This is a genomic window from Streptomyces sp. NPDC044002, from assembly GCF_056434525.1.
This window is the reverse complement of record NZ_JBWKEZ010000076.1, coordinates 1-16508: the sequence shown is the minus strand read 5'-3', so window position 1 is coordinate 16508 and position 16508 is coordinate 1. Positions and strand designations below refer to the sequence as shown.

10 protein-coding genes and 1 pseudogene are annotated in these 16508 nt (G+C 73.9%); 2 read left to right on the top strand and 9 right to left on the bottom strand.

Features of this window, described 5'->3' with window-relative positions; all coding sequences use genetic code 11:
• Positions 1–16: 16 nt before the first annotated feature.
• From AC07A6_RS35620 to guaA, 3 genes are all read right to left on the bottom strand, one after another.
• The gene (locus AC07A6_RS35620; protein ID WP_362467177.1) at positions 17–1273 is read right to left on the bottom strand and encodes a hypothetical protein; all 1257 of its coding nucleotides are present in this window, start codon (positions 1271–1273) and stop codon (positions 17–19) included.
• A 102-nt stretch (positions 1274–1375) separates the two neighbouring features.
• On the bottom strand, positions 1376–2152 hold the full coding sequence (locus AC07A6_RS35615; RefSeq protein WP_478779867.1) for a class II aldolase/adducin family protein: 777 nt from the start codon (positions 2150–2152) through the stop codon (positions 1376–1378).
• 130 nt (positions 2153–2282) lie between these two features.
• Positions 2283–3875 carry a glutamine-hydrolyzing GMP synthase gene (guaA, locus tag AC07A6_RS35610; protein WP_478779866.1) on the bottom strand — a complete coding sequence of 531 codons (1593 nt, stop codon included), beginning with the start codon at positions 3873–3875 and terminating at the stop codon, positions 2283–2285.
• A 317-nt stretch (positions 3876–4192) separates the two neighbouring features.
• Between guaA and AC07A6_RS35605 the strand changes: the two are divergent.
• Positions 4193–4510: pseudogene (locus AC07A6_RS35605) on the top strand (chorismate mutase); the annotation flags it as partial.
• Positions 4511–4785: 275 nt separating this feature from the next.
• Here the strand turns inward: AC07A6_RS35605 and AC07A6_RS35600 are convergent.
• From AC07A6_RS35600 to AC07A6_RS35590, 3 genes are all read right to left on the bottom strand, one after another.
• A complete protein-coding gene (locus AC07A6_RS35600; RefSeq protein ID WP_478779865.1) occupies positions 4786–6399 on the bottom strand; it encodes a hypothetical protein in 1614 nt (537 codons plus the stop codon).
• A 181-nt stretch (positions 6400–6580) separates the two neighbouring features.
• Positions 6581–8410, bottom strand: a complete 1830-nt coding sequence (locus AC07A6_RS35595; RefSeq protein ID WP_478779864.1) for a GMC oxidoreductase — start codon at positions 8408–8410, stop codon at positions 6581–6583.
• 9 nt (positions 8411–8419) lie between these two features.
• A complete protein-coding gene (locus tag AC07A6_RS35590; RefSeq protein WP_478779863.1) occupies positions 8420–10051 on the bottom strand; it encodes a succinic semialdehyde dehydrogenase in 1632 nt (543 codons plus the stop codon).
• A 308-nt stretch (positions 10052–10359) separates the two neighbouring features.
• Between AC07A6_RS35590 and AC07A6_RS35585 the strand changes: the two genes are divergently transcribed.
• Positions 10360–11175 (top strand): hypothetical protein, encoded by an 816-nt coding sequence (locus AC07A6_RS35585; protein ID WP_478779862.1) that lies wholly within the window; start codon positions 10360–10362, stop codon positions 11173–11175.
• Between the two features lie 25 nt (positions 11176–11200).
• Here the strand turns inward: AC07A6_RS35585 and AC07A6_RS35580 are convergent, their stop codons facing one another.
• From AC07A6_RS35580 to AC07A6_RS35570, 3 genes are all read right to left on the bottom strand, one after another.
• Positions 11201–12820 carry a serine/threonine-protein kinase gene (locus AC07A6_RS35580; RefSeq protein ID WP_478779861.1) on the bottom strand — a complete coding sequence of 540 codons (1620 nt, stop codon included), beginning with the start codon at positions 12818–12820 and terminating at the stop codon, positions 11201–11203.
• Positions 12821–12934: 114 nt separating this feature from the next.
• Positions 12935–15454: a protein kinase gene (locus AC07A6_RS35575; protein WP_478779860.1), complete on the bottom strand. Its 2520-nt coding sequence runs from the start codon at positions 15452–15454 to the stop codon at positions 12935–12937.
• An 88-nt stretch (positions 15455–15542) separates the two neighbouring features.
• Complete coding sequence (locus AC07A6_RS35570; protein WP_478779859.1) at positions 15543–16361, bottom strand: hypothetical protein; 819 nt, start codon at positions 16359–16361, stop codon at positions 15543–15545.
• Positions 16362–16508 lie beyond the last annotated feature (147 nt).

Below are 16508 nucleotides of genomic sequence, written 5' to 3'. Positions count from 1 at the left end.
CCCATGTCTACCCCGTTCACTCGGCCACGTCGATGACGCAGCGGTTGGATTCCACCCCCGCCGCCGTGACCACCTGGACGTCGACCCGGCCCGGCTCGGTCTCCGCGGGCACCGGGACGGTGAGCACCGCGTCCGAGGGGTTGGTGAACCCGCCCGCCACCGGGACCAGCGGCACGTGCACGTGGACCGCCCCGACCCGTACGACCAGACGGGCGAGCATCTCCGGGGTCCGCGCGCCGGGCGGCACGAAGCCGACGCCGCGGATCTCGATGTCGTCGCCGGGCCGGACGGCCGCGTCGATGTCACCGGGCTCGCGCCTGCGCACCACCGACAACACCAGCGGCCGGCTGCCCTCGGCGTACTTGGCCGCCAGGTACACCGCCGCCGACAGCGCCACCAGCATGGCCAGCGCCCACGGCAGCTGCGGCAGCCGGTCGGGGAAGCGGGCCAGGGACACCGCCGCGTAGGCCAGCACCACGGTGGAGACGAGCACGTACTGCGCGTCGGGGAAGCTGCCGCGGCCGTCGTCGTCCGTCAGCAGGTCCACCCCGCGCGGCCGGTCCGCGGGCAGCTTCTGCAGCCGCTGCCCCATGATCCGTACGGAGACCACGCGGCGCACCAGCACCGCCACCGCCGAGGTCAGCGCGACCACCGACAGCAGCGGCAGCGCCCGCTCCAGCGCGAACCCCTGGTACAGGGCCTCGCGCTCGGGGCCCGGCGAGGAGGCGGCCAGCCGCAGCGCGGGCAGCAGCGCCGCGAACGCGGTCAGCACCAGCCAGGCGCTCGGCACCGCCTTCGACGTGGACAGCCGGTTGTCCTCCCCCACGACCGGGGCCAGCAGACCGCCGCGCAGCGACTGGGCGCGGGCGGCGGCGGTGAGCAGTCCGGCCAGCAGCAGCGCGGTCAGCAGCCCGGCGGTGCGGGCGGTGGACCAGCCGGTGCCGAGCGCGGTGCCGACCTGGACGACCAGCAGCACCCCGGCGGCGATCCACAGGGTGAGGACGGCCCGCCGGGAGAACAGGTAGAGCCAGGAGTTCCCGGCCTCCCGGCCCCGGTCGGCGACCGTGCGGGCGGACAGGGTCAGCTCGTCGGAGACCCACTGGCGGGAGGCGCCGAGGGAGTGGGCCACCGCGGCCGGCACCCCTTGTCCGGCGGCGAACTCGTCCCGTTTCTCCAGGAACGCGGCGACCGCTCTGCGGTGCCCCTCCCGTGCGCAGTCGTCGCAGGCGCAGACGGCGGTATGGGTACTCCGGGACATCTCTTGGACAGCCACGTGCGTGCCGCCTCTCTGAACTACGGTGCAATGCCAGCGAATTGTGCACCACTGCGGCAGTGCTCCGGATTGCGCACGATGTCAGAGCAGGTGATTAACGGTTCATGATGTTGACGCCACGTCCTCGACGGTCTGCCACAGCGGCTGGTAGCTCACCCACGCGGCGAGATCACCGCCGAACCGCTCCCGGGTGGCGACGGCCGCACGGTGGTCGACGGGCACCGGTTTGCCGGCCGCCCGCGCGATCAGCTGCACCTGCGCGGCCCGCTCCGCCGCGATGAACCACCACACGGCCGCGTCCACCGAGCCGCCGACCGTCAGCAGCCCCTGGTTGCGCAGGATCAGCGCCTTGTACGGGCCGAGGGCGCGGGCGACCCGCGACGGGTCGGCGACACCGCCGCCGGGGTACTCGTCCAGCAGCGCGTGATCCTCGTAGAAGGCGCAGGCCTCCTGCGTGACCGGGGCCAGCAGCTCGCCGAGGCAGGCCAGCGCCCTGCCGTACGGGCCCTGCGCGCGGACCACCGCGACCACGTCGGGCCGGGCCCGGTGCACGGCGGCGTGCACTGCGAAGGCCAGCTCGTTGAGCCGCCGGCCGCCCTCCAGCACCCGCCCGTCCCCGTCGGCCAGCAGCAGGTCCCGCGGCCGCAGCCCCGCGAAGGCCCGGCCGAAGGGGTTCACCCAGTAGCAGTCCTCGAACTCGGGGTCCCGCGCGGTGACGTGCCCCGAGACCCCATCCTCGTACCCGAGCCGCCCCAGCAGCCGCAGCGCCCCGGCGAGCCGCTCCTTGCGGTGGGCGCGCTCCCGGGCCGGGTCCCGGTGCACGGGCGGCATCTCGAAGGCCAGCCGGTCCACCGGCACGGGTACGGGCTGGTCCGGCATGGCGGTCCCTCCTGCTGGAGCACGGTCGCGGCGCAAGGTACCGGCGCGGCCGCCAACAGGCCAGAGGAACGGCGGAGCCGCCGCCCCCGTGGAGGGGAGCGGCGGCTCCGTCAGGCACTGCGGGCGGGGACTACTCCCACTCGATGGTGCCCGGGGGCTTGCTCGTGCAGTCCAGGACCACGCGGTTCACGTCCGGCACCTCGTTGGTGATGCGGGTCGAGATCCGGGCGAGCACCTCGTACGGCATGCGCGTCCAGTCCGCGGTCATCGCGTCCTCGGAGGAGACGGGGCGCAGCACGATCGGGTGGCCGTAGGTGCGGCCGTCGCCCTGCACGCCCACGCTGCGGACGTCCGCGAGGAGGACGACCGGGCACTGCCAGATCTCGCGGTCGAGACCGGCGGCGGTGAGCTCGTGGCGGGCGATGGCGTCGGCCTCGCGCAGCAGGTCCAGGCGCTCCTTGGTGACCTCGCCGACGATGCGGATGCCGAGGCCGGGGCCGGGGAAGGGCTGGCGCTGGACGATCTCCTCGGGCAGGCCGAGCTCCTGGCCGACCATCCGGACCTCGTCCTTGAACAGCTGGCGCAGCGGCTCGACGAGCTCGAACTCGATGTCGTCGGGGAGGCCGCCCACGTTGTGGTGGGACTTGATGTTCGCGGTGCCGGTGCCGCCGCCGGACTCCACGACGTCCGGGTACAGGGTGCCCTGGACCAGGAACGCGACCGCCGGACCGTCCTCCTGGAGGATCTCCAGCTGGGCCTGCTCGAAGACGCGGATGAACTCACGGCCGATGATCTTGCGCTTGGTCTCCGGGTCGGAGACGCCGGCCAGCGCGGTCAGGAAGCGCTCCTGCGCGTCGACGACCTTCAGCTGGACGCCGGTGGCCGCGACGAAGTCCTTCTCGACCTGCTCGGTCTCGCCCTTGCGCATCAGGCCGTGGTCGACGTACACGCAGGTCAGCTGGGAGCCGATGGCCTTCTGGACGAGGGCCGCGGCGACCGCGGAGTCCACGCCGCCGGACAGGCCGCAGATGGCGCGCTTGTCGCCGACCTGCGCCTTGATCGCCGCGATCTGCTCCTCGACGATGTTGCCGGTGGTCCAGGTGGGCTTCAGGCCCGCGCCCCGGTAGAGGAAGTGCTCCAGGACCTGCTGGCCGTGCGTGGAGTGCATCACCTCGGGGTGGTACTGCACGCCGTAGAGCTTCTGCTCGTCGTTCTCGAAGGCCGCGACCGGGACGACGTTCGTCGACGCGGTGACGGTGAAGCCCTCGGGGGCGGCGGAGCAGGCGTCGCCGTGGGACATCCACACCGACTGGTGCTCCGGGGTGCCCTCGAACAGCGTCGAGCCGGACTTGGAGACGGACAGCGGGGTGCGGCCGTACTCGCGCGCGCCGGTGTTGTCGACGGTGCCGCCGAGGGTCGTCGCCATCAGCTGGAAGCCGTAGCACATGCCGAAGACCGGGACGCCGGAGCCGAAGAGGGCGGCGGCGTCGTCCAGGCGCGGGGCGCCCTCCTCGTACACGGAGGACGGGCCGCCGGAGAGGATGATCGCCTTCGGGTCCTTGGCGAGCATCTCGGCCACGGGCATCGTGCTGGGCACGATCTCGCTGTAGACGCGGGCCTCGCGGACGCGGCGGGCGATGAGCTGGGCGTACTGCGCGCCGAAGTCGACGACGAGGACCGTGTCCGGGGCGCTGTCGTGGGCGGCGGAGGGTGCTTCTGGCACGGGGCGGCCTTCCGGCGGGAAAGTGGTGGCTGTTTTGTCGATTCTACCGGTGGCGCCGGCCGCCGGTTTGTCGCACCATCCGAGGCCCACGTCACGCTGGGGGTGCCCCGGCGTGACGTGGGCCGGTCGGCGCGGGGGCGTCTCAGCATCCGGGCCCGGTTGGCCGGGGCGCGGTCGGGGGGCCATAATCCACTCCATGCGCAAGCAGCTGAGCTTCCTCTTTACCTATGGCACCGGCCGGTCCGGTCGCCATGGGTCCGCGTGATGCTCGCTTGAGCCGCTGACTTCCCAGAGCGCCCCGGTCCGACAGGACCGGGGCGCTCTGCGTTTCCGCTCCTGCCGGGTCACCCACCCACCACAGGAGAGACCCCATGACCACGATCACCACCACCCCCGAGCAGCTGATCGCCGGCTCCCGCGAGCGCATCGACGCCCTCGACGACCGGATCATCGGGCTGATCCAGGAGCGGATGGCCGTGTCGGCCGTCATCCAGGAGGCCCGGATCGGCGCGGGCGGCCGGCGGGTGCACCTGTCGCGCGAGATGGAGGTGCTCTCCCATTGGAGCGATGCCCTCGGCAAGCCCGGGACCGCCCTCGCGATGACCCTGCTGGAGCTGTGCCGGGGCCGCGTCTGACCGCGCGGGCACCCGTTCGTCACCCGTCCGGACCGTGACCGGGCCGGGGGCCCTTCGTTGGTGAGGTTGTCCGTGCCAGCCAGGCGCGGGACGCGGCAGCACCACGCGTGGCTCAACGGGAGCGATGAGACGCGACGCCCGACGGCGCGCGTCGTGGGACCTCGCTCCCCTCGTGTGACCGGACGGCAGGGGACAGCAGCCCGGTCACCCCATGAGGACGGCCGGCCCGGGGGACGCCCCGGGCCGGCCGTTCGTCTTTTCCGTCTCCTGTACGCCTACGCGTGCGCGCCGCCGTTGCTCCGCCGGCGGAAGGACAGGTACAGCGCGGCGCCGACGGCGAACAGCCCGGCGCCGGCGAGGCCGACCAGGCCGGCCGTGCTGCCGGTGGAGGCCAGCGGGCCGCCGCTGCGGCCGGCCGCGGCCGCCGAGGCGTTGTTGCCCGTGGTGGAACCGGTGCTGCTCCCCGCGGAGGGCGAGGCGCTCTTGGAGGCGCTCGGCGAGGCGCTGCCGGAGCCGGAGGGGCTCGGCGACTTGGTCGGGGTGACCGTCGGGTTCGCCGTGAAGTCGGCCAGGTTGTTGGCCGGCACCTCGTCGAAGTCGTGCCGCGTGAACTCGCCCTTCGCGTCGAGCGTGCCGACGGTGACGGCGCCCTTGGCGTCCTTGACGGCCTTCTCGATCTTCAGCTCGAAGGGGAACTCCAGCTTCTCCTTCTCCAGCACGGACGTCCCGGTGGCGCAGCGGTACTGCGTCGGCTGGACGGCGCGGCAGGCGGCCGGGGCCGTGAGGACCTTCACGCCCTTCGGGAGCACCACGTCGACCAGGGCCGCGGGGCCGGTGCCGGTGACCCAGGCGGGACCGTTGTTGCGTGCGGCGACGACGGCCTTGACCCTCGTCCCCGCGGCGCCCTTGACGGTGAGGGGGTCGGCCACGAAGTCGGCGGTGTTCTTCACCTTGAGCTCGGCCGCGCGCTTGTTGTCGACCGGGTTCAGGTCGGGGGCGCGCAGCGGGGCGGGGGCGGCCTCCGTCTTCTTGCGGGCGACGAGCTTGCGTCCCGCGGCGGTCGCGGCACCGGCGGCGTCGGGCGCCTTGGCGTCCGTGGCCTTCTGCGGGGCGGCCGCCGGGTAGATGCCGTAGGCGAAACGCTCGTCGAGGGCGTTCGCGCCCGCCTTGAGGTGCAGCGGGCTGTCGCCGGCCAGCTCGTAGGTGGCCTTGGCCTCGAACTCGCCCTCGACGGTGCAGACGACGGTGGTCGATGTGCGGGTGGTGCGGTAGGCGCAGTTGTCGTAGCGCTCCGGGAGCTCCAGGCCGTGCGTGGCCTCCAGTTCCAGGATGACGCCCTTGGCCGACTGCGTGCCCTCGTTGCGGAACGCGAGGGGCAGGGCCTGGCTCTCGCCGGGCTTCGGGTCCTTCTTGAGGCCCAGGTCCCGCATGACCAGGTCGGGGCCGCCGACCGAGATGACGGTCGCGGCGGGGGTGATGGTGGCCCCGGCGGCCGTGCCGGTCACCGTCAGCACGCCCGAGACCCCGTCCTTGGCGTCCTTCACCGCGACGGCCTCCAGGTCCACCCCGGAGTGCGGACCCTTGTCCTTGCAGACGAGCGTGGCGCCCTTGTCCTCGCACTTCTTGGCCCCCGCCGCCTCCTTCACGGACGCGATGCCGGCGAGTTTGGTCAGGTCGACGGTAAATGTGGACTCGCCGGTGAAGCTGTCGGCGTCGAGCAGCCCGAAGTGCAGGGCCACCGGTTGCGGGGCGCCCTGCCGGAGGGCGAGGTCGGCCGGGCCGTTCAGGCGGAAGACGGGGTCCGCCGATTCGGCGGCCATCGCGGTGGGGGTGGTCAGCCCCACGGCCACCAGGCCGCACGCGGCCAGCAGGGAGATGCGCTGTCTCATGCCCCCCTTGACCCCCGGGCCGCCGCCCCGGTTGCACTCCACACCGTGTGACCGACACCACAGCTTGCCGCAAAGGATTCCGGTACAACCTTTTTCGGCAACCGCCTGTCCACTCTTGTACTGCGGCGGGTACCGCGCTCGGAGGGGGAGCGCGGTGCCCGCCGCGGTCGTCTTCCCGGGGTCAGTGCTCCGGTTCCGGTTGCCTGGGCGGGATTTCGGGGACCGCGAGGAACGGCAGCCGCAGCGCGCCGAAGGCCTCCTTGGGCACGGCCGGACGGACCGGCTCCACCGCTTCCAGCCGCCGGTACGCCTCCCCCTGCGCGGGCCGCGGGTCCGCCTCGCCCTTGTTGGGCCAGTACGACATGGCCCGCTCGGCCTGCGCGGTGATGGTCAGGGACGGGTTGACCCCGAGGTTGGCGGAGACCGCCGAGCCGTCGACCACCGAGATGCCCGGGTGCCCGTACAGCCGGTGGTACGGGTCCACCACGCCCTCCTCCGGGGAGGCGCCGATGGGGCAGCCGCCGAGGAAGTGCGCGGTCAGCGGGGTGCCCATCAGCTCGCCGACGTTGCTGCCGGGGAAGCCGTTGATCTCCTCGGCCAGCAGCGTCGCGGCCTCGGTGGCCTCGGCGATCTGCACCGGGTTGGGCGCGCCGTGGCCCTGGCGGGCCGTCAGCAGGCCCTTTCCGATGCCGCCGGGCTTGCGGTAGGTGGTCAAGGAGTTGTCCAGGGACTGCATGACCAGGCCGATGATGGTCCGCTCCGACCAGCGCCGGTTCGACAGGGAGCGCAGCAGCTGCACCGGGTGGGTGGCGGTGCGGGCGAACCAGGCCCGTACCCGGTGCCGGGCGTGGGGCACCTGGAGGATCGTCATGAACCCCATGGCGTTGGAGCCCTTGCCGTAGCGGACGGGCTCGATGTGGGTGTCGGCGTTGGGGTGCACGGACGAGGTGATGGCCACGCCCCGGGTGAAGTCCGCGCGGGCCCCGGCGCCGTGCCTCCTGCGGTAGCGGCGGTCGTCGGTCTGGGCGCCGACCAGGCCCTCGGAGTTGGTCCGGGTCAGGTCGCCGAGCCGGGCGGAGATCCTGGGGAGCTCGCCGAGGTCCTTCATGGTGTGCAGCAGGGTCTGGGTGCCGTACGTGCCCGCCGCGACGACCACGTGCCGGGCACGGAGCACCTGGGCCCGGCCCTTGCGGCGGTCGGCGGTGGGGACGACGCGGACCCGGTAGCCGCCGTCGGGGTGCTCGGAGAGCGCGGTGACGGTGGTCATGGGGCGGATCTCCGCCCCGGCCTTCTCCGCGAGGTACAGGTAGTTCTCGCCCAGGGTGTTCTTCGCGCCGTGCCGGCAGCCGGTCATGCACTCGCCGCATTCGGTGCAGGCCCTGCGGGCGGGCCCGGCGCCGCCGAAGTAGGGGTCGGGGACCTCCTGGCCGGGGCGGACCTTCGGCTGTCCGGCCGCGTCCTCGCCGTCACCGAAGAAGACGCCGACCGGGGCCATGTGGAAGGAGTCCCCGACGCCCATCTTCTCGGCGACGGCCTTCAGGTGGACGTCGGAGGGGGTGAGCGTCGGGTTGAGCCGGACGCCGAGCATCCGCTGCGCCTGCTCGTAGTAGGGGGCGAGTTCCGCCCGCCAGTCGGTGATGGAGGCCCACTGGCGGTCCTCGAAGAACGCGGCGGGCGGCACGTACAGGGTGTTGGCGTAGTTGAGCGAGCCGCCGCCGACCCCGGCGCCGGCCAGCACCATCACGTTGCCGAGCAGGTGGATGCGCTGGATCCCGTACAGCCCGAGGGCGGGCGCCCACAGGTAGTTGCGCAGGTCCCAGCTGTTGCGGGGCAGGTCCTGGCGGGTGAAGCGGCGTCCTGCCTCCAGGACGCCGACCCGGTAGCCCTTCTCGGTCAGGCGCAGCGCCGAGACCGACCCGCCGAAGCCCGAGCCGATGACGATGACGTCGTAGTCGTAGTCGTAGTCGTAGTCGTAGTCGTAGTCGTACGAAGAGTCGCTGTCGTGAGGCACGGGTTCCCCTTAGCGCAGTCGGAGGGCCTTGAGGACCTTGAGGCTGCTCGTCATGAAGCGGGCGTACTGCTCGTCGTCCATGCCGAGCGAGGGCGCCATCGGGAGCAGCCGCTGGTGGGCGACGGTCTGTGCCTCGGTGTACTTGAGGATGCCCTCGGAGCCGTGCCGGCGGCCGAGGCCGGAGTCCTTCATGCCGCCCATGGGGGCCTGGGCGCTGCCGTAGGCGGGGGCGTAGCCGTCGTTGATGTTGACGGTGCCGGTGCGCAGCCGGGCGGCGACGGCGTGGCCGCGGCGGGCGTCCTTGGTCCAGACGCTGGAGTTGAGGCCGTAGCGGGTGGCGTTGGCCTGGGCGACGGCCTCGTCCTCGTCGGTGAAGCGGTAGATCGAGACGACCGGGCCGAAGGTCTCCTCGGCGCAGACCGACATGGGGGCTTCGACCCCGTCGAGGATGGTGGGCTCGTAGAAGAGCGGGCCGATGTCGGGGCGGGCGGTGCCGCCGGCGACGAGGGTGGCGCCCTTGGCGACGGCCTCGTCCACGTGCCGCTGCACGGTCTCCAGCTGGCGTTCGCCGACGAGGGAGCCCATGTCGGCGCCGTAGGCGAGGGAGGCGCCGAGCCGCATGGCCTTGGTGCGGGCGGCGAAGCGCTCGACGAAGGCGTCGGCGATGGAGTCGTGGACGTAGAGCCGCTCGATGGAGATGCAGAGCTGGCCGGCGGAGGAGAAGCAGGCGCGGACGGCGCCGGCCGCCGCCTTCTCGACGTCGGCGTCGTGCAGGACGAGCATGGCGTTCTTGCCGCCGAGTTCGAGGGAGACGCCGACCAGGCGGGCGGCCGCGCCCTGGGCCACCTCGCGGCCGGTGCGGGTGGAGCCGGTGAAGGAGACGTAGTCGGCGTGCCGGACCACCTCGGGGCCGACGACGGGGCCGTCGCCGAGGACGACCTGGAAGACCTCGGCGGGCAGTCCGGCCTCGATGAGCAGGTCGCGGGCCCACAGGGCGGTCAGCGCGGTCTCGGTGTCGGGCTTCATGACGACGGCGTTGCCGGAGACGAAGGCGGGCAGGGCGTCGCCGACGGAGAGCTCGAGGGGGTAGTTCCAGGGGGCTATCTGGCCGACGACCCCGCGCGGCTGGCGCAGCTCGGTGACCTTGGTGAGGGTCGGCATGGCGCCGGTGTGGCCCTTGGGCCGCAGGTACGAGGGCGCCTTGCGGCCGTAGTGGCGGGCGGCGACGGCGACGGCCTGGACCTCTTCGTGGGCGTGCAGGCGGGCCTTGCCGGTCTCCAGCTGGATGAGGTCGAGGACCTCGGACTGGCGGGCGAGGACCAGGTCGTGGAAGCGCAGCAGGACGGCGGCCCGCCTGCGTACGGGGACGGCGGCCCAGGCGGGCTGGGCGGCGCGGGCCTTCGCGAAGGCGGTGGCCACGTCCTCGGGGGTGGCCTCGGGCAGGTCCGCCAGCTCGGCCCCGGTGAAGGGGGTGTGGTTGGCGGTCCGGCCGGAGCCGATCACTCCGCGGGTGAGCCGGGTGACCAGGGCGGGGGTCACCACGTCGGCGGCGGTGCGGGCACCTGCCGGGGCCGGGGCGACCGGGTTGGTGGGCTGCGGTGCGGAGCGGAGGGTGGCGGCGGGGGCCTGCGAGTCCGTCATGGCGGTGAGCGTATTGGGCGGGCGGGCCTTTGGGTACCCGTGGGTAACCGGATTTTGCCAAATCTGCCAGCGATCGCTGGCAGGATGCCGCCCTGGGGGCCCTCCGGGCCGGGACGCCCGCTGCCGTCCGGCAGCGGTCTGCGTCGACAGGGATCACGGGCGGCGAGAAAATGGAACCAGCAGTGCGGCGACCCGGCAGGAAGCGCTCGGCCCCGCACTCCCCCGCGTCGGACCCGCCCGTGGCGCCCGCGGCGCCGGCGGCCGCACCCAGTCCTCCTCCTCCCCCCCCCCCAGGAACGGGGTTCCCCATGTCAGTCACGACGCAACTCCGCCGCCTGAGCCGCGTGGCGGTGGCAGGCGGCGCGGCCTTCGGTCTGGCACTCACCCTGGCGGCCCCGGCCGCGCCCGCAGCGGCAGAACCGGCGGCTCCGCGGCCCGTACCCCAGGGCGCGCGCATCCTGGCCCTGGAACTCAAGGCCCCCAACCTGACCATCACCTTCCAGGACCTCAACGCCGACTCGATCTGGCACAAGCTCGTCCTGACCCCTGCGGGGCGGAGCCCCACATTCGAACTCGGGGTACCCGGCGAGGGCCGGGTGCTCACCCAGACCTTCGACGCCGGGCTCCTTCCCGGCAAGGGCTACTGCGCGTACATCTGGACGCGCGCCCCGTACGGCAAGGTCAAACCGATCAACTACGACTACTACTCCGAGGAGAAGTGCGCCCAGCCGATCGGCTCGGCCCAGAACCCCTCCGATGTCGCGGTCGGTTCCATCGAGGGCGACTCGGCCCCGCCTCCCGGGTCCACCCGCACCTACTGGATCAACTACTCCAACAGGGGCGCCGAAGCCAAGGACATCACCATCGAGGCCCAGCCCACCGGCACGATGACGATGCGCAGGCCCCCCGACTCGGGCACCTTCACCGGGTTCCAGTGCGCCCCCGCGGGCGCCGGCTTCCGCTGCACCGGCGGCAGCCTGCCGAACGGCGGCAAGGCTCAGATCCCGTTCCTCGGCAAGGTCACGACCAGCGGGCCGGGAGCCATCCACGTCACCATCAGCGTCGCCGGCGACTCCAACCCCACCAACAACCAGCAGACGCTGACGACCCTCTCCGCGCCCTGAACGGTCCCGCCGCGCCCCGCCGGCCCTACTTGGCCGCCGGCTCCCAGCCGCTGAGCACGGTGTCGAACTGCTGGCGGGTCGTGGCCCAGTCGGCCACGGGACCCGTCATGTAGATCGCGTACTCGGTGCCGTTCGGGGCGTAGTACATCTGCTCGATGGCCCGGCGCGGCCCGGCGTGCACCCCCTTCTCGGTCCACGTGAAGTCCCACAGCGCGGCATTGGTGCTCTCCCGGAAGGTGTTCGGGGCGAGCCTCTGCCGCTTGTAGTCCGTCCGCTTCGCCACCTGCTTCTCCAGGTCGAGCACGTGCGCGTACGGGTCCTTGTAGTCCGGGGTGGGGTCGGCGGCGATCCGGATGTAGTGCTTGCCGTCGTCCCCGGTGTAGTCGATCTGGTCGCCGAACACCTGGCGCTTCCAGCCCTTGGGGACGAACAGGGTGAAGCCCTTCGGGTCGGTGACCTTCTCCCACCCGTCCGGCGGGGCGGCGGCCTTCTGACCGGTCTCGCCGGTCTGGCCGTCGGGGGCGCTCGTGTTCTTGTCCGAGCCGCCCTTGTCCGCTTCCCCGTCGTCGCCGGTGTACTTCAGCAGCCCGAACACCGCGCCGCCGCCGAGCAGCGCCGCCACCAGGGCCACCGCGGCGATCCGCCGCAGCCGGCCGGGCGTGCGCCCGGCGGGTTCCGCGGGCCGCTCGGGCGGGGCGGTGGCCGCGGCCGGGACGGGCGCGGGGGAGGGCTCCGGCGCCGGGGCCGCCTGCGCGGAGGCCCGCTCCTCGTCGGTCACCGCGCGCGTGGGCACGTACGCCTGGGCCGCCTTCGGCTCGCGGCCCTCCATCGCCTCCAGCAGCATCCGCTCGGCCTCCGCGGCTGACGGCCGCTCGGCCGGGTCCTTGCGCAGCAGCGCCGTGATGACCGGGCCCAGGGCGCCGGACTGGCGGGGCACGGGCGGCTCGTCGTTCACGACGGCCTGGAGGCTGGAGATCGGGGAGGTCCGGCGGAAGGGCGAGCGGGCCTCGACGGCCGTGTACAGGGTGGCGCCCAGCGACCACAGGTCGGAGGACGGGTCGGGGGCGCCGCCCGTGACCCGCTCCGGGGCCAGGTAGTCGATGGAACCGACGAGTTCACCCGTTCGCGTGATCGACGAGTCGCCCTCGATCGCGGCGATCCCGAAGTCGGTCAGCAGCACCCGGCCGTCCTTGGCCAGCAGCACGTTGCCCGGCTTCACGTCCCGGTGCATCACCCCGACCGCGTGCGCGGCGCGCAGCGCGCCCAGCACGTGCAGCCCGATCCGGGCCGCCTCGCGGGGCTCGATCCGGCCGGCGGCCTTGGCCGCCTCGGCGAGGGACGGGCCGTCGATGTGCTCCATGACGATCCACGGCCGGTCGTCGTGCTCCAGCACGTCGTGGACGGTCACCACCGCCGGATGCTGGATCCGGGCCGCCGCCCGCGCCTCCTTCTGCGTACGGGCGTGCATGACCTCACGGTCGGCCTGGGACACGTAGAGCCCCGCCGTCAGTTCCTTGACCGCGACCGTTCTGTGCAGCAGCTCGTCATGCGCGCGCCACACCTTCCCCATGCCCCCGCTGCCGATGGGCTCCACGAGCCGGTACCGGCCTGCGAGCACCGCACCCGCGCCTGTCTGCTGTTCCACGAATTCCCGCCGCTCTGTGCACTCCACGCCAGATTACGGAGCCTGCGGGCGCTGCCGGAACAAGGCGGGGCCCATAGGGCAGCACTGTGACGCAATCGCCGTACTGACCGCCCGTCAGCCGCCCGCTTTGTAACTCGCCGTCGCCTTCTCGAAGACGTCGGTGACCTTGTCCTGGTTGTCCTCCGGGCCCGTGACCATGACGACGTGGTAGGCGCCGCCGAGCGCGACGACGAAATTGCGGGCGAACAGGGACCGGCCCGCCGCGTCGATCCAGGTGTAGCGGCCCGTGACCCGCAACTGCTGCCCGACCTTGGTGGACTTCACGTCCCCGCCGGACGCCCAGGTGGAGTTGCGGTACGGGGCCAGCTCGGGCTCCTTGTCCTTCTGGTAGCCCAGCGGATCGGGATCTCCGCCCTCGACCCGGTCCCGGCCCGGTACGACGATCAGGGTGAACTGGCCCTGGGTGTAGCGCACCTGCCCGGCCTCGTTGATGGACTGCCGCTCCCAGCCGTTCGGCACGGCGATGCTGAAGTGCGCCGGGTCCTGCTGGACGGTGTAGCCCTCCGGCGCGGGCGCGTCGCCCTGCGGGGCGGGCTTGGACTCCGGGGCTCCGCCCGGGGTGCGCCCGGGGGTCTGCGGCGGCTTGGACGCCGGGCCCTGCTGGGGGCTGCCCGGGCCGGGGGCGGACGCCGCCGGGCTCTGGGCGGCCGTGGGCTGCTGCCCGGAGTCCGCCGCGCGGGGCAGGAAGAGCATCGCGTACGCCACCCCGCCCGTGAGCAGGACCAGTACGCCGACCAGCAGGAGCCGGCCGAGGGAGCGCGGCTTGCGGGGGGCGGCGGGGTTGCGGTGGCGGCCGTGCAGATCGCCGCGGCGGCGTACGACGGGCAGGCGCGCGGGGTCCGGTTCGGGCAACGGGAGGCCGGCGAAGTCCCCGTCGGGCTCGGGGGCGGAGCGGATCAGCGAGCGGAGCCAGCCGCGCAGCTCCTCGAAGTCGGGCCGCTCGGCCGGGTCCTGGCGCAGCAGGGACTCCACGATCGGGCGCAGCGGGCCGCAGTCCTCGGCGAAGGCGGGCGGCTCGGCGCAGACCATCTCGACGAGTTCCGCGACGCTGTCCTCGGGGTACGGGGCGTGCCCCTGGACGGAGCGGTACAGCAGGGCCCCGAGGGCCCAGAGGTCGGCGGCGGGGCCGACGGGCGCGGCCAGCTGCCAGTTGCCGTGGACGGGGCCGGCGGCCTGTTCGGGCGCCCAGCGCTCGGTGAGGGGGCCTACGACGGCCATCCGGGTCTGCCGGGCCCGCTCGGCGTCGAGGCCGGTGCGGGGGCCGCCCCAGGCTCCGCCGGTCCCGGTGTCCGCCCGGCCTGCGGGGGCGGGGTGCGGGGCCGGTGGCCGGGCCGCCTGCTCCGGGGGCGCGGGGGGCTCGGCCTGGCGGTAGCCCTGCGGGAGGGCGAGCTGGGCGGGGAGCGCGGGCCGGGCCGGGGCGGGCGCGGGCTGCGGCGGCTCGGGTTCCAACTGCCGCTCGGGCTGCGGCTCCGGCTGCGGCGGACCGGGCTGCGGCTCCGGCTCCGGTTCCGGCGGCCTCTGCGGCTCGGCCGGGCGGCGGGGGGCCACCCCGTGCCAGGGCGTGGCGGCGGCGGTGTCCGGCCCGCCGTACGGGTACGCGTACTCCTGGGGCAGGTTGGCCCCGGTCGGCGGCAGCACCGGCACGACCACCGGGCCTCGCCCCCCGCGCTGCCGCGCCACCTCCGCGGAGGCCGCCCGGGTCCCGGCCCGGTACGCGGCGACGGTCCCGGCGCGGGCAGCCGCCTCGGCTTCGGCCCGGTCCTGCCCGGGCGGGGCGGGCGGCGCGGGCGGGGCGGGCGGCGCCTGCGGAGGCCGTTCCGGGGTGATGTGGTCCGTGTAGCGCGGGCCGGTGTCGTACCCGGGCGCCACCAGCGGCGCATACCGGGGCCCGTCGTCCCGGGCTCCGGCGGGCGGGGGCTCCGGTGCGGGGTCCGGCGGCGGCGCCTGGGGCGGCGGGGTCCCCCAGGCGGCGTCCGCGCCCGCGTCCCCGCCCGGCTCCCCGGTGTCCGGCGGCGGCACCGGGTCGTACCCGCACAGGGCCTCCTCGGCGGCACCCGCCGCCAGACCCGTCAGGACGACCCGTCCGTCCTCGCATATCAATACGGTCCGGGCCGTGATGTTGCGGTGCGTCCAGCCGTGCGCGTGCAGCACGCGCAGCGCGGTCAGCACGTCGGAGGCGACCTCCGCGGCCCGGTAGGGGCTCAGCGGCTCGTCGGCGATCAGCGCGGCCAGCGGCCTGGCGGGGACGAGTTCGCTCACTATCCACAGCGAGCCGTCCTCCGCGAACACGTCGAAGACCTGGTCGAGGCGGGGGTGGTCCGGTACGGAGGCGGCCGCCTGGGCGGCGGCGATCGCCCGCCGGACGGCGGGCAGTTCCCCGGCGGCCACGGCGTGCGCACCGGATCCGTCGAGGAGTTCGGCGTCCACCACCTCGGGCAGCGGCACCTGCCGGACGAGGACTTCCTGCCCGCTGCGCGTGTCGAAGGCGCGGGTCTCTATCAGCTCGTACTCGTCGGACGGCGGAATCGGCAGACGGTAGCGGTCGGACAGGATCCGGCCGGCGTAGTCCTCCACATCGCCTCCCCCGAGTGCGGTCCCCCATGGCCCCCGCTGGACACGATACGTCGCCGGGGCCGCCCGCGTCCCGGGCTTGGGAGGCCCGTCAGCCCAACGGCTGGAAGGTCTGGAAGGCGGTGTCGCGCAGCTGCGTGCACTCGGGGCCGTCCCACTGGTCGGCGGCGCAGGTGATCATGATGGCGTAGCCGTGCGTGGCGTCGGCCTTGAAGCCGCGGTTCAGGACGCGGACCCGCGTGCCCTGCTGTTCCCGCTCGAACTCCCAGTCCGCGACGGTCGGGTAGTTGCGGTAGTTCACCGTGTCCAGGCGTATCAGGCGGTAGTTCTTGCTGCTGCCCGCGACGGCGGGGGCGAGCTTGGCCCAGGCGAGTCGCGCGTCGTTGCCCGGGCTGCCGGTGTAGTCGACCTGGATCCTCGGGAAGCCTCCGTCGCGGCTGTATATCGCGCCGGAGTTCTCGCCCGCGGTACCGGTCTGGCGGAAGCCCTCGGGCATCGCCATCGAGAAGTGGAACCCGAGGTCCGTCACGGTGGCGAAACCCGCCGGGAGTCCGCCGCCCGGGCCGCCGGGGCTGGCGCCCTGGCCCTGCCCCTGGCTCTGGCCCTGCGCCGGGTTCTGGCCCTGCCCCTGTCCCTGGTCGGCGTCGCCGGGGGTGCCGCTGGGCGCGGGGGTGCCCGGGGTGCCGCTGGGGTTCGCGCTCGGCGAGGAACCGGCCGACGCGGAGGGGCCGTTGCCGGCGGAGGTGCCGGGCGAGGGGGTGCCGGATGCGGCCGGGCCGCCCTTGCCCTCGTTCTTGTGCCCGGTGCCCTTGTCGTCGCCCCTGACCATGTACGCGATGAGCGAGCCGACGACCGCGAGGACGACGACCACCGCGGCTATGGCCAGCACGATGGTGCGGCGCGACACCACGTCGGTGAGCGAGGGCCCGGGCTGCGCGGGCCGGGCCGGGGCCGGGGCCGGGGCCGGGGCCGGGGCCGGGGGGGGGGGGGGGGGTGGGGGGGGGGGAGGGGGGGGGGGGAGCTGGCTTTCTGTCTTCTTTTTCCCCTCTCGCTCCTT

Excerpts from the sequence above, each read along its gene's own strand:
- AC07A6_RS35615 (WP_478779867.1), bottom strand. The coding sequence starts at position 2,152 with ATGCCGGACCAGCCCGTACCCGTGCCGGTGGACCGGCTGGCCTTCGAG.
- AC07A6_RS35600 (WP_478779865.1), bottom strand. The coding sequence starts at position 6,399 with ATGAGACAGCGCATCTCCCTGCTGGCCGCGTGCGGCCTGGTGGCCGTG.
- AC07A6_RS35590 (WP_478779863.1), bottom strand. The coding sequence starts at position 10,051 with ATGACGGACTCGCAGGCCCCCGCCGCCACCCTCCGCTCCGCACCGCAG.
- AC07A6_RS35585 (WP_478779862.1), top strand. The coding sequence starts at position 10,360 with ATGTCAGTCACGACGCAACTCCGCCGCCTGAGCCGCGTGGCGGTGGCA.